Source organism: Streptomyces sp. NPDC017095, from assembly GCF_044332325.1.
Lineage (GTDB): Bacteria > Actinomycetota > Actinomycetes > Streptomycetales > Streptomycetaceae > Streptomyces.
This window is the reverse complement of sequence record NZ_JBIROU010000022.1, coordinates 72,093-84,339: the sequence shown is the minus strand read 5'-3', so window position 1 is coordinate 84,339 and position 12,247 is coordinate 72,093. Positions and strand designations below refer to the sequence as shown.

Genomic DNA, 12,247 nt, shown 5'->3' with positions numbered 1-12,247 from the left:
AAAGAGGGGGCACCCGGTGGGTGCCCCCTCCTCGTCACTGCCGTCAGGCAGCCGCCTCGGCCCTCTCCTGGGCCGGCTTGCGATGCCGGCCGTGCGGAGCGGTCTCGCTCTCCTGGGCCGCGATCGGGCCCCGGTGCCGGCCGTGGCCGGTGGTCTGGCGAGAGCCGGCAGACAGCTGCTCAGTGGTGCTGGTGTCGCTCATCGGACGTATTCACCCCGTCAACATGATCTTTCGTACAGCCGGGCGAGTCTAACCGGCGCACTACGGGCCGAATCCAGGCGCACACGCCGACCGGCACTAGTTCGTTACAAGACGCCCCAGAGGGGCCTGCTGCAACGGCACGGGACGCACCGGCGCCGGCCCGGACCCGTCCGCCACCGGCACCGGAAGCTCCGGTTCCGCCGCCCCGGGCTCCGGTCCCGCCCCCGTGGGTTCCGGGTCCGCCACCGGCGGTTCCGGGTCCGGGTGCCGGGGCTCGGGATCGGCTTCCCGGGGCTCCGGTCTGGACGGGGCCCGCCCGAAGGCGCCGTCCCGCACGGGTCCCGCCGGCACCGTCAGGTGCGCCACGCCGCAGGGGGTCGCCCGCGTGGCGTACGGCAGCCGCAGCACTCCCTCCCGCGTCCACACCCCGGCCCCGGCCAGCCAGCCCTCCGGCGCCGGAAGATGGCGCACCCGGCGCTCGGCCGGCCGCCAGGTGCCCACCCAGGTGCCGAGCGGGCCGTCGATCCGCAGCCCCACCGCGCAGTTCTCCGGCACCAGCATCTGTCCGGGCTGGATCGCGAACGGCGTCACCGCGCACCCGGGAAGCCGCAGGCAGTTCGGGAACCGCACCGGCAGGGTGCTGCCCAGGACGCCCCAGCCCAATCGTTCCTGCCCGGGGGAGGGCGCGTCGGAGGAGATCAGCAGCAGCCCGCTGTCGAGGTCGGCCAGCAGCAGCCGGTCGTCGCTGTGCTCCGTGATCTGCAGCAGCGGCGAGATCTCGCCGCGCTCCAGGTCCAGCACGACCGTCTTGGTGCGTCCGCCCAGTTCCCGGTCGAGCGCCAGCAGCCGGCCGGTGGTGTCCAGCCACACCCCGCCCGAGCAGCGCCCCGGCACCTCGGCCAGCCGCCGCGGTCCGCGCGCCCCGCCCGCCACCAGCCACACCGTGCCGCAGCGCGGTCCGGCGGCGAGGGCGTACGCCCGGCCGCCGCCCGGCGCCGGCGGCAGCAGGGCGAGCCGGGTGCCCGGCTCGTGGCACTCCACCCCGCCGAGCGGCAGCTCGCCGGTGCCCGGCCCGGTCGGGTACAGCAGCGAGAAGGCGTGCCGCGCGCCCACCAGCCGGTGGATCAGCACCCGGCCGTCGCCCATCGGCTGTACGACGGTGCCGGGCTCCTCCGGCTGGTGGCCGGGCAGCGGCACCGCGTAGGGCTCCGGGCCGTCCAGGGTCCACCGCTCCGGGTACCAGCAGTCACCGGCCGGCGCGAGCCGGGCGGCGTACGCGCCGTCCGCCGTGATCACGCACCCCGGCCCCGGCACACCCGCGGTCCCGCTCGTGGACGGGGGTTCGAGCACACTGACCGTCATCGTTCGGTCACCTCCGGCGACGAAGCTAGTTTTCGTCCGCGCGGACGCGCCCCGCGCCGGTGCCCGCTTCACACATACGGGTGGCGCAGAACCGATTCATCCGAGGAAACCGGGACCGTTGTGCTGACCGCGCCCGGTCCGGACGCATGCGGTACGGCCCCGCCGAACAGCCAGGTAGCCTTGGCCCGTGCCCCGTCTGTCTGAAGTCATCGCCGCGCTGGAGAGCCTGTGGCCCGCCGAGCGGGCCGAGTCCTGGGACGCGGTCGGCACCGTCGTGGGCGATCCCGCCCAGGAGGTCACCCGGGTCCTGATCGCCGTCGACCCCGTCCAGGAGATCGTCGACGAGGCGGTGCAGCTGGGCGCCGACCTGCTGGTCACCCACCACCCGCTCTATCTGCGCGGTACGACCACGGTCGCGGCCACGCACTTCAAGGGCCGGGCCGTGCACACACTGATCAAGAACGACATCGCGCTGCACGTCGCCCACACCAACGCCGACACCGCCGACCCGGGTGTCTCCGACGCCCTCGCCGGCGCCCTGGACCTGAGGGTCGTAGGGCCCCTCGTGCCGGACCCCACCGACCCGCACGGGCGCCGGGGCCTCGGCCGGATCTGCGCGCTCGACCACCCGCTGACCGTCCGCGACCTCGCCGCGCGCGCCGCCGAGCGGCTGCCCGCGACCGCGCAGGGCATCCGGGTGGCCGGCGACCCCGAGGCCGTCGTCCGCACGATCGCCGTCAGCGGCGGCTCCGGCGACAGCCTGTTCGACCAGGTCCGCGCGGCCGGCGTCGACGCCTTCCTCACCGCCGACCTGCGCCACCACCCGGCGTCCGAGGCGGTGGCCCACAGCCCTCTCGCGCTGCTCGACGCGGCGCACTGGGCCACCGAGTGGCCCTGGTGCGAGCTGGCCGCGAGCCAGCTCGACGAGATCTCCGACCGTCACGGCTGGGACCTGCGCGTCCACGTCTCCAAGACGGTCACCGACCCCTGGACCGCCCACGCGGCGTCCACCACCACCCTCTAGCCCACGGGAGCCCCCAACTGAACGCCGCGCCCGCCGACCAGATCCGACTCCTCGACGTCCAGGCCCTCGACGTCCGCCTCCAGCAGCTCGCGCACAAACGGAAGTCCCTGCCCGAGCACGCCGAGATCGACTCGCTGACGAAGGACCTCACGCAGCTGCGCGACCTGCTCGTGGCCGCGCAGACCGAGGAGAGCGACTGCGCCCGCGAGCAGACCAAGGCCGAGCAGGACGTCGAACAGGTGCGCCAGCGCGCCGTCCGCGACCAGAAGCGCCTGGACTCGGGCGCGGTCGGCTCGCCGAAGGACCTGTCCAACCTCCAGCACGAGATCGCCTCGCTCGCCAAGCGGCAGGGCGACCTGGAGGACGTGGTGCTGGAGGTCATGGAGCGCCGTGAGGCCGCGCAGGAGCGGGTGCGCGAGCTGACCGAGCGGGTCTCCTCGGTGCAGTCGAAGATCGACGACGCGACCGCGCGCCGGGACGCGGCGTTCGGGGAGATCGACCGCGAGACCGCCTCGGTGACCAAGGAACGCGAGGTCGTCGCCGCCTCCGTCCCCGCCGACCTGCTGGCCCTGTACGACAAGCTGCGCAAGCAGCAGGGCGGCATCGGCGCGGCGAAGCTGTCCGCCCGCTCCTGCCAGGGCTGCCGGCAGGAGCTGGCCATCACCGAGCTGAACGAGATCCGCACGGCGGCGCCGGACACGGTGATCCGCTGCGAGAACTGCCGCCGCATCCTGGTGCGCACGGCGGAGTCGGGTCTGTAAGAGACACGGGGACAAGGGGCGCTGCGGGTGCGGGAGTTCATCGTCGAGGCCGATGGCGGGTCGCGGGGCAACCCCGGGCCCGCGGGGTACGGGGCCGTGGTGCTGGACGCGGCGACGGGGGAGACGCTGACGGAGGCGGCGGAGTACCTCGGCGTCGTCACGAACAACGTCGCCGAGTATCGCGGCCTGCTGGCCGGCCTCCGCGCCGCCCACGCCCTCGATCCCAGCGCGTCGGTCCATGTCCGCATGGACTCCAAGCTGGTCGTCGAGCAGATGTCGGGCCGCTGGAAGATCAAGCACCCGGACATGAAGCCGCTGGCGGCCGAGGCCCGGTCGGTCTTCCCGCCGGACCGGGTCACGTACGAGTGGATCCCCCGCGAGCACAACAAGCACGCCGACCGCCTGGCGAACAAAGCCATGGACGCCGGCCAGCCCACCGCAGCGCCGGCCAGTGATCCCGCCGTAGCTGCGGGCAGTCGTGCCGCTGGGGCGGCACGGGTGGGCGCAGCGGCACCTCCCAGCGAGCAGCGCCCGCCCACTGCCCCCGCCGACCAGCGCCCGGACCGTCCCACCGAGCAGGACCCGGCCGTCTCCGCCGAGCAGCGCCCGGACCGTCCCACCGAGCAGGATCCGGCCGTCTCCGCCGGGCAGCGCCCGGACCGCCCCGCCGAGCAGCACGGGGCCGCCCCTGGCGAGGCGCACGCGGTCGCCCCCGGCGAGGCGCACACCGCCGCCCCCGGCGAAACATCCGTCACGCCCACCGGCGAAGCACCCGCCCCCGCCCCCGGCGAAGCATCCGCCCCCGCCCCCACCGAAGCGCGGCGTTCCGCCCCCGGCTGGAGCGCCGCCCCGGACCTCGGCGCCCCCGCCACCTTCGTCCTCCTCCGCCACGGCGAGACCCCGCTGACCCCGCAGAAGCGCTTCTCCGGCAGCGGTGGCAGCGATCCCGCCCTCTCCGCCGCCGGCCGGGAGCAGGCCCGCCGCGTCGCCGAGGCGCTGGCCCGGCGCGGCACGGTGCAGGCCGTCGTCGCCTCCCCGCTCGCCCGCACCCGCGAGACCGCGGCCATCGTCGCCGCCCGGCTGAACCTGCCGGTCACGGTCGAGGACGGGCTGCGCGAGACGGACTTCGGCGCCTGGGAGGGCCTGACCTTCGGCGAGGTCCGCGAGCGTCACCCGGACGACCTGAACGCCTGGCTCGCCGACCCGGAGGTCCGTCCCACCGGCGGCGGCGAGAGCTTCGCCGAGACCGCGACCCGGATCGCCGCCGCCCGGGACGAGCTGGTCGCGGCGTACGCGGGCCGCACGGTGCTGCTGGTCACCCACGTCACCCCCATCAAGACCCTGATCCGGCTCGCCCTCGGCGCCCCGCCGGCGTCCCTGTTCCGGATGGAGCTGTCGGCGGCCTCCCTGTCGGCGGTGGCGTACTACGCGGACGGCAACGCGAGCGTACGGCTGTTCAACGACACCTCTCACCTGCGTCCCTGAGGCCGGTTCCCGAGCCCGGCCGCGGCCCGCGCCAGCTGCTCGACCCGGTCCCAGTCCCGGGCCGCCACCGCGTCCGCCGGGACCATCCAACTGCCGCCGACACAGCCGACGTTGGGCAGGGCCAGGTACTCCGGCGCGGTCTGCGGCCCGATGCCGCCGGTCGGGCAGAAGCGGGCCTGCGGCAACGGTCCGGCGAGCGACCGCAAGTACGCCGTACCGCCCGCCGCCTGCGCCGGGAAGAACTTCATCTCCCGCACCCCGCGCTCCAGCAGCGCGACGACCTCCGAGGTGGTCGACACACCGGGCAGGAACGGCACGCCGGACCCGAGCATGGCCGTCAGCAGCGCCTCCGTCCAGCCGGGGCTGACCAGGAACCGCGCCCCGGCCGCCGTACTCGCGCGTACCTGCTCCGGGGTGAGCACCGTGCCCGCGCCGACCACCGCGTCCGGCACCGCGCCGGCGATCGCGCGGACCGCGTCCAGGGCCGCCGGGGTCCGCAGCGTCACCTCGATCGCGGGCAGTCCGCCGGCCACCAGCGCCCGCGCCAGCGGTACGGCGTCGGCGGCGTCGGCGAGCACCACGACGGGCAGCACGGGCGCGAGATCGAGTACCGAGGCGGCGGGAGAGGAGGGCAGCGGCGAGGTCATGCCCTCATCGTGCCGAGCCCCTGCACATGCCGCAATGAACGTTGCGCAGGATGCAACGCATGCGCCGGCGCGTCAGTGGATCTCGTCCACCAGCACGTCCAGCGACCAGGCCTTGCCCGGTTTGCCGGGTGCCTGGGCCTCCACGGCGTACCCCAGCTCCCGCAGCGCCTCCACCAGCTCGGCGGGATCACGCGGCACGGCCCCGGACGTCAGCAGGGCGCGGACGATCCGGCCCTTCGTCGCCTTGTTGAAGTGGCTGACGACCTTCCGGGTCGGCGCGTGCAGCACCCGTACCGTCGCCGTGCGCCCGGCCACCTCGCCCTTGGGCCTCCACGCGGTCGCGTAGGCCGAGGACCGCAGGTCCAGCACCAGCCCCTCGCCGGCCACCGCCGGCAGCACCTCGGCCATCGGGGTCCGCCAGTGTCCGGCCAGCGCGCCGAGGCCCGGCAGCTTCACCCCCATCGAACAGCGGTAGGAGGGAATCCGGTCCGTCACCCGCACCGCGCCCCACAGCCCGGAGAACACCAGCAGCGAGTCCGCCGCGCGCCGCCGGCCGGCCGCGTCCAGCGTGGCCAGACCGAGGGCGTCGTAGAGGACACCGGTGTAGATCTCGCCGGCGGGGCGGGTGCCGGCGGTGCGCAGTGCGGCGTTCTTCGCGACCTCGCCCCGCAGCCCCTCGCTCAGCCCCAGCACCTCGCGGGCCTTCTCGGTGTCGCCGGCGCACAGCCCGACCAGCTCGCCGAGCACCGCCTCCCGCGCGGCGGTCAGCCCCGGCAGGGACAGCGACCGGAGCTCCAGCGGGGCACCCTCGCCCGAGTTCGCCTTGCCTTCGGAGGGCGGCAGCAGGACCAGCAACACATACTCCTTACCTAGACCTCCGCCAGGGTACGGCGTGCCCCCCGCCCCCCTCCCGCTCAGCCCGGCGCGAGCGCCCGGACCAGGCCGGCGGTGTCGTCGGCGTACAGCCGGACCACGCGCACCCGCCTGCGGCGGCCCAGCATGGTGGTGTGCACGACGGGCTCGGCCAGCTCCAGCGTCACCGTGGTCTGCGAGCCGACGGCGAGGTCCAGTGCGTCCGGCGCCGGCTCGTGCGTCATCCGGGTCTCGCGGCGTACGGCGGCGATCGCGGTACGCGGGATCCGCAGGTCCACCTGGGCGCCGTAGCGCACCCGCAGCGCGTCGGCGGTCAGCACGTGCGGGCGGACGGCGCCGGCGGCGTGCAGGGCGACCACGAACAGCACGGTGTAGATGTCCAGCACCAGCATCACGTCGTGCGCCAGGGGCATGTCCCGCAGCATGACGGCCACGCCGACCGTCTCGACCAGGCAGACGAAGGCCAGGCCCAGCAGCGTCGCGCCCTGCCCGCGCGCGTACCCGAACACCCGCCCGCCGGTCGTGCCCTCGGTACGCCGGGCCAGCCAGAGCGCCAGCCCCGCGAAGAGCCGCATCTCGTGCCTGGCCAGCCGGTACACGATCATCGCTGCTCCTCCCCCGAAACGATCACCAGCATACGGCGCACCGCCTCCGCCCGGGCAGGCCCCAAGTCGGCATACAGGGCCTGCAACACCGGGTTGTCCGGATCCAGTTGGCCGTCCGGAAGGAACCCGTCCCGGAGCAAGCCACCGGGCACGCAGGCGGCGAGGGCGTGCGCCGTCCGCTCCACGCGCGCGTCGTCCGGGCGGGCGTCCGCGAGCGCGTCGAGCAGCGCGTACGCCTCGCGGGTGCGGGCCACCGTGTCCGGATCGTCCAGGGCGTCGCGCAGCAGCGACACCAGCCGCTCCCGGTCCCCGGCCGACGCGCCCGTCTCGACCAGCGCGAGCAGTTCCCTGTCCCGGGCGGCCGTGGGGAGTCACCGGCGGGCAGCGCGTCGAGCAGCGCGGCCAGTCCGGGGGAGACGGGCCCCTCGGCGGACGGCACCCCGGCGTCCAGCAGCGCCCGCAGCCGCCGACGGCGCTCCCGGAGCGCCGCCTCCTGCCGGGCCAGGTCCGCGTCGAGTTCGGTGAGCACCTCGGTGAGGTCCCTGCCCGCGTCGTCGGCGAGCACGTCCCGCACCTCGGTGAGCCCCAGCCCCAGCTCGGTCAGCCGCCGGATCCGGGCCAGGACGACGGCGTGGCGGAGGGTGTAGTGCCGGTAGCCGTTGGCCAGCCGCGCCGGCTCGGGCAGCAGGCCCTGATGGTGGTAGTGCCGCACGGTCCGCGTCGTGACGCCGACGGCGGCGGCGAGTTCTCCGATCCGCATGCGCCCAGTACAGACGTTGACGTCGCGACGGGGTCAAGCGGCGACCGCCGGGACGCCGAACCGGCCCTCCACGACCTCCGGCAGCCCGGCGCCGATGCCTCCGGCTGTGACCGTCCCGGGTGTGCTGCGGGGCGGGACGGCACGTACCTGCCGGAAGCCGGCGGTCTGCGGCGCGGCGGGCGCCCGGTACCATGGTCAGCACGGCAGACGAGCCGGGCGGACGGCCGCGTGAAGTTCCCGCGAGGGGGCTTCCCGAGGAACGTCCGGGCTCCACAGGGCAGGGTGGTGGCTAACGGCCACCCGGGGTGACCCGCGGGACAGTGCCACAGAAAGCAGACCGCCGGGGACCTCGGTCCTCGGTAAGGGTGAAACGGTGGTGTAAGAGACCACCAGTGCCCAGGGTGACCTGGGCAGCTAGGTAAACCCCACCCGGAGCAAGGTCAAGAAGGGGCGGCCTTTCGCAACAAGGGCGACCCTGCGCGGACGATCGAGGGCGGCCCGCCCGAGTCCGCGGGTAGACCGCACGAGGCCGGCGGCAACGCCGGCCCTAGATGGATGGCCGTCGCCCCGGCGCCCGCGAGGGCACCGGGGAACAGAACCCGGCGTACAGCCCGACTCGTCTGCCGCTCAGTGCTTCCCACCAGCAAGAACGCAGGCCAGAGGCCCTCGGTGATCACGTGGAGGGCGCTCCGTCGCGGAGGTGCAGCGGTCTGGTCCTCGCCCAGGGTGCCGCCGTCGAAGACGAACGCGAGCTGATCGTCCCAGGGGCCGTGGGGGCCACCCAGTCCACCACCAGCAGCCCGAGCGGCGTGACGCGTACGCCGAGTTCCTCCATCAGTTCACGGCGCACCGTGTCCTCCGGCGGTTCGTTGGCCTCCGCCATCCCGCCGGGCAGGTCCCATCCCGGTCTGTAGGTGCGGTTCACCACGAGCACACGGCCGGACGGGTCCCGCAGCAAGGGGTGCCTCCCTGGTGCCGGGGCTGGTTTTCGGTGGGGTGTCCGGGGCGGGGACCTGGGGAAATGGCGGGATGGTGAGGCATGAGGCGGGCGGGTCAGGGTAGGCGCGGCTCTGGTGACCCGCTCACGGGAGCGGGTGAACGAGAGCAGGGAGGCCCTGGGATGACGACGGCACTCGTCGGCACGGCGACCGACCTCGGCACGGAGCTGCCGCAGATCGCAGATCCGCAGAAGGTCGCGCCCCAGGACGCCCGTGAGCTGACGAGGGTCTTCTTCGACCGGCTCGCCGTGCTGGAGGAAGGCACCCACGAATACCAGTACGCGCGCAACACGCTGATCGAGATGAACATGTCCCTGGTGCGCTTCGCCGCCCGCCGGTTCCGCAGCAGCGGCCAGGACATGGAGGACGTCGTCCAGGTCGGCACCATCGGGCTGATCAAGGCGATCGACCGGTTCGAGATCTCCCGCGAGGTGCAGTTCACCAGTTTCGCGGTGCCCTACATCGTCGGTGAGATCAAGCGCTTCTTCCGCGACACCTCCTGGTCCGTCCACGTGCCCCGGCGCCTCCAGGAGGCCCGCACGGAGCTGGCCAAGGCCAACGAGGAACTGCGCGGCCGGCTGGGCCGCGCGCCCAGGGTCTCCGAGCTGGCCGCCCTGATGAACCTCACCGAGGAGCAGGTCGTCGAGGTCCAGATCGCGGCGAACGGCTACCACTCCGCCTCGCTGGACGCCGCGATCAGCGCCGACGCCGACGAGGGCGAGGCCGCGCTGTCCGCGTTCATAGGCGAGGAGGACGCGGCCCTGGAACTCGTGGAGGACTTCCACGACCTGGCCCCCCTCATCGCCGGACTGGGCGAGCGGGACCGGCGCATCCTGCACATGCGGTTCGTGGAGGAGATGACGCAGGCGCAGATCGGCAAGGAGCTGGAGGTCTCGCAGATGCACATCTCGCGGCTGATCTCCCGCATCCTGGAGCGCCTCCGCTCGGGCATGCTGGCCACCGGCTGACGACCATTGGTCGCCGGTTGCGACGGCCACCGGTCGCCGGCTGACGCCCATCCCATGGACTGACGCCCACCGGCCGTCGCCGGTCACCCACCGGCCTACGCCCAGCCCATCGGCCATCCGCCCACCGGTCATCGGCTGTCGCCCGCCGACCGGCGGCGGGGCCGGACCCGGGAGGGCCGGGCGGCGCCCCGTCCGTGGTGCGCCGACCCGCCCCGCACTCGTCGCCCGTCCTCGTGGCTCTCCCGCCCCCCGGCCGTCAGTGCGGTGAGCGGCTGCGCGGGACCCGCAGCAGGGGGCTCACCCGTCCGTTCAGCTGGTTGAGCGCGTCCCGCAGTACCGGCCGGTCCGGCGGTGCGGCCGCCAGCAGCGTCTGTTCCAGAAGCTGCCGACGGCGTTGCCGCGTCGCTTCGAGCACGGACTTCCCGGCGCCCGTGAGACAGAACATGCCGGCCGGCCCGCGCCGCACCAGGGCGCGCCGCTCCAGGTGGTCGCACAGCCCGACCGCCGCGGCGAAGTCGACGCCGAGGTCCCGGGCGATTCCGCCCGGGTCACCCGGCCCGTCCGCCAGCGCGAGGAGCGCGCGCATCTGCTCGTCGGAAATCCTCGGGGCGACGTCCTCGTGTGCCCGCTGCCACAGCTCGATCATCGATTCGGCGACGTGTGCCGCAGCCGGCGATGCCGCGGCTGGTTCGGGATCCACTGACATGGTTTTCCCCTTCCATGATGCCGTCGAGTAGCGCGCTACCCGCCAGGCGGCATTTCAGCCCCGCCGCTTTGTTCGAAAATGCTCTGATCTGGGCTGTGGGAAACGAATTGAGGCACGAGATGGGCCGTACGGGTTACGCGCGACGGACCCTCAGGAAGCCGTCTTGCCCGCCTTGGTGCCGTCGACGACCTGTCCCGCCGGCGGAGGCGTCGCCTTGACCGGCTTCTCGTAGTCCGAGAAGACGACGGTGCCGGGGGTCTTGCCGCCCGACTGGTCCAGCTTGAGGATGTACGGCTTTCCCTCGGCGGCGACGTACATCGTGATGGTCTCGCCGCTCCCCTTCTTTTTCTTCAGCGGAACCGCCTTCCGGCCGTCCACCGTGGTGACGTCGCCCTTCGTCATTCCCTTGCGCTCGGACTTGTCGCTGTCCAGATCGGCCAGGAATCCCTGCTTGTCGCAGAATCCCGTCGTACGGGAATCACCGACCGGCACCTTCACCCACCGGCCGCTCAGCGCCCGGGCCTGCTTCTGTCCGCCGGCCGAATTCCCCGCGGCACCGGCCCAGAACTTGTCGTCGCCTTTGACATACGTGGCCTGGCCGGTGTGGATGACGTCGGCCGAACCGCTGCGCATCGCCATCCTGCCCTTGCAGTTCTTCCGGGTGTCGACGTGGAAGTCGACCGTCAGGGGCTGTCCTTGCGCGGAGAGTTTCCCGGCCATGCGCATCGAGGTGGCGTCCCGGGTGGCGGTCACCGCCTTGGCGGCCACCTGGTCGGCGTTCTGCCCCTGGAACGGCTGGTCCGACGAAGTGTCGTCGGAGCAGCCCGCGACACCTATGGCGGTGGTCGCGCAGATCACGGACACGGCTAACGTGCGGCTCACGGACATGCGAAAACCCCTCCGGGGATAGTTGCTGTTCCTTCTGCCGGGCGGGCCGTCGCTTTCGCCGTCGCGTGACGGCCGCCGTGGAACTCCGGTATCCCCGTGATAACGGAATAGTCGCTTCCTTTTCCGCGGGGCTCCCGCCGGGCCGACCCGGCGGGAGCCCCGGTCACGGCGGGCCACCCCGCGCAACGGCTCGCCGAACAACCCCGGCCGCCCCGGCACCCCGCGCAACGGCCCCCCGCAGCGGCCCCTCACGCAGCGGCTCGCCGCCCCAACCACCCCCGCCCCACCCCCTCGCGCCACGGCTCGCCGGGCAAACCTCCGTCATCCCGGTCCCTCGGTTCCTACGATGGCTCGGCCGGCGGTGCTTGCTGCGCGTCTCTTCGGGTACCGCGTTTGAATGGGGATGGCATCCACATGGGCAGGCGATTGCTGAAAGCGATGGGTTCGTGACTCGTCTCAGTGGCTCCGGGGACGACCAGGCGAGCGGGCCGGACGGAGATCCGTGGTCCCTCGCGCTGGAGATCTCCGATGCCGTGGACGGTCTCGCGGACCTGTGGTCGGTGGCGAGCCAGCGGGCGAGCCTTCGGCTGTCGCCGCACCAGTTGCGGGCGCTGCGCATCCTGGAGTCCGAGCCCGGGCTCAATCTCACGGCCCTGGCGGAGGGCATGGAGATAGGGATGCCGACCGCGAGCCGGCTGTGCGACCGGCTGGAGGCGGCCGGTCTGCTGGAGCGCGTGCTGCACCCGCACAAGCGGCGCGAGGTGCAGCTCAACCTCACCGGTCACGGCCGGCAGGTGCTGGGCGAGGTGACCTCCCGCCGGTCGGACGCGCTCGCGGAGGTCCTCGCGGCCATGGCGCCGGCCGAGCGGGCGGCGCTGAGCCGGGGCATGCGCGCCTTCCTCGCCGCCCACGAGAGCGCCACCGGGAAGACCGGCAAGAAGGACGGCCGCCGGTCCTGACCGGCCCGT

Annotated in this window: 12 protein-coding genes, 1 other RNA gene and 2 pseudogenes; 6 read left to right on the top strand and 9 right to left on the bottom strand. The window is 73.6% G+C overall.

Going from position 1 to position 12,247, the window contains the following annotated elements:
• Window positions 1-43 precede the first annotated feature (43 nt).
• Together ACH4OA_RS31815 and ACH4OA_RS31810 are read right to left on the bottom strand one after the other, a co-directional pair.
• Window positions 44-202 (bottom strand): hypothetical protein, encoded by a 159-nt coding sequence (locus ACH4OA_RS31815; RefSeq protein ID WP_365877187.1) that lies wholly within the window; start codon window positions 200-202, stop codon window positions 44-46.
• Window positions 203-298: 96 nt separating this feature from the next.
• A complete protein-coding gene (locus tag ACH4OA_RS31810; RefSeq protein ID WP_397972787.1) occupies window positions 299-1,564 on the bottom strand; it encodes a hypothetical protein in 1,266 nt (421 codons plus the stop codon).
• A gap of 187 nt (window positions 1,565-1,751) precedes the next feature.
• On the opposite strand from ACH4OA_RS31810, the gene ACH4OA_RS31805 reads away from it, so the two are divergent.
• The 3 genes from ACH4OA_RS31805 to ACH4OA_RS31795 are packed head-to-tail and all read left to right on the top strand — an operon-like array spanning window position 1,752 to window position 4,834.
• Window positions 1,752-2,588, top strand: a complete 837-nt coding sequence (locus ACH4OA_RS31805; protein ID WP_397943333.1) for a Nif3-like dinuclear metal center hexameric protein — start codon at window positions 1,752-1,754, stop codon at window positions 2,586-2,588.
• Between the two features lie 17 nt (window positions 2,589-2,605).
• Window positions 2,606-3,349, top strand: coding sequence for a zinc ribbon domain-containing protein (locus ACH4OA_RS31800; protein ID WP_397943427.1), 744 nt, complete (start codon window positions 2,606-2,608; stop codon window positions 3,347-3,349).
• Between the two features lie 27 nt (window positions 3,350-3,376).
• On the top strand, window positions 3,377-4,834 hold the full coding sequence (locus ACH4OA_RS31795) for a bifunctional RNase H/acid phosphatase (protein ID WP_397972785.1): 1,458 nt from the start codon (window positions 3,377-3,379) through the stop codon (window positions 4,832-4,834).
• On the opposite strand, the gene ACH4OA_RS31790 is transcribed toward ACH4OA_RS31795, so the two are convergent.
• The 4 genes and pseudogenes from ACH4OA_RS31790 to ACH4OA_RS31775 form a co-directional block, all read right to left on the bottom strand.
• The gene (locus ACH4OA_RS31790; RefSeq protein ID WP_365877195.1) at window positions 4,819-5,481 is read right to left on the bottom strand and encodes a bifunctional 4-hydroxy-2-oxoglutarate aldolase/2-dehydro-3-deoxy-phosphogluconate aldolase; all 663 of its coding nucleotides are present in this window, start codon (window positions 5,479-5,481) and stop codon (window positions 4,819-4,821) included. The two genes, ACH4OA_RS31795 and ACH4OA_RS31790, sit on opposite strands and share 16 nt — an antisense overlap.
• Window positions 5,482-5,553: 72 nt before the next feature.
• Entirely contained in the window at window positions 5,554-6,336 is a 783-nt protein-coding gene (gene yaaA / locus ACH4OA_RS31785; protein ID WP_397945668.1) for a peroxide stress protein YaaA, read from the bottom strand.
• Window positions 6,337-6,395: 59 nt separating this feature from the next.
• Complete coding sequence (locus ACH4OA_RS31780) at window positions 6,396-6,959, bottom strand: hypothetical protein (RefSeq protein ID WP_397972782.1); 564 nt, start codon at window positions 6,957-6,959, stop codon at window positions 6,396-6,398.
• Window positions 6,956-7,719: pseudogene (locus tag ACH4OA_RS31775) on the bottom strand (MerR family transcriptional regulator). The gene ACH4OA_RS31780 and the pseudogene ACH4OA_RS31775 overlap by 4 nt, the downstream one beginning before the upstream one ends.
• Before the next feature lie 208 nt (window positions 7,720-7,927).
• Here ACH4OA_RS31775 and rnpB point away from each other — a divergent pair.
• An RNA gene (gene rnpB / locus ACH4OA_RS31770) (RNase P RNA component class A) lies at window positions 7,928-8,342 on the top strand.
• An 81-nt stretch (window positions 8,343-8,423) separates the two neighbouring features.
• Here the strand turns inward: rnpB and ACH4OA_RS31765 are convergent.
• A pseudogene (locus ACH4OA_RS31765) lies at window positions 8,424-8,677 on the bottom strand (NUDIX domain-containing protein); the annotation flags it as partial.
• A gap of 162 nt (window positions 8,678-8,839) precedes the next feature.
• Between ACH4OA_RS31765 and ACH4OA_RS31760 the strand changes: the two are divergent.
• On the top strand, window positions 8,840-9,685 hold the full coding sequence (locus ACH4OA_RS31760) for a SigB/SigF/SigG family RNA polymerase sigma factor (RefSeq protein ID WP_397943341.1): 846 nt from the start codon (window positions 8,840-8,842) through the stop codon (window positions 9,683-9,685).
• 256 nt (window positions 9,686-9,941) lie between these two features.
• Here the strand turns inward: ACH4OA_RS31760 and ACH4OA_RS31755 are convergent, their stop codons facing one another.
• Window positions 9,942-10,391 (bottom strand): hypothetical protein, encoded by a 450-nt coding sequence (locus ACH4OA_RS31755; protein ID WP_365877205.1) that lies wholly within the window; start codon window positions 10,389-10,391, stop codon window positions 9,942-9,944.
• 150 nt (window positions 10,392-10,541) lie between these two features.
• The gene (locus tag ACH4OA_RS31750; RefSeq protein WP_397945671.1) at window positions 10,542-11,273 is read right to left on the bottom strand and encodes a hypothetical protein; all 732 of its coding nucleotides are present in this window, start codon (window positions 11,271-11,273) and stop codon (window positions 10,542-10,544) included.
• Between the two features lie 452 nt (window positions 11,274-11,725).
• Between ACH4OA_RS31750 and ACH4OA_RS31745 the strand changes: the two genes are divergently transcribed.
• Window positions 11,726-12,238: a MarR family winged helix-turn-helix transcriptional regulator gene (locus ACH4OA_RS31745; RefSeq protein ID WP_397945672.1), complete on the top strand. Its 513-nt coding sequence runs from the start codon at window positions 11,726-11,728 to the stop codon at window positions 12,236-12,238.
• The last annotated feature ends 9 nt before the right edge of the window (window positions 12,239-12,247 follow it).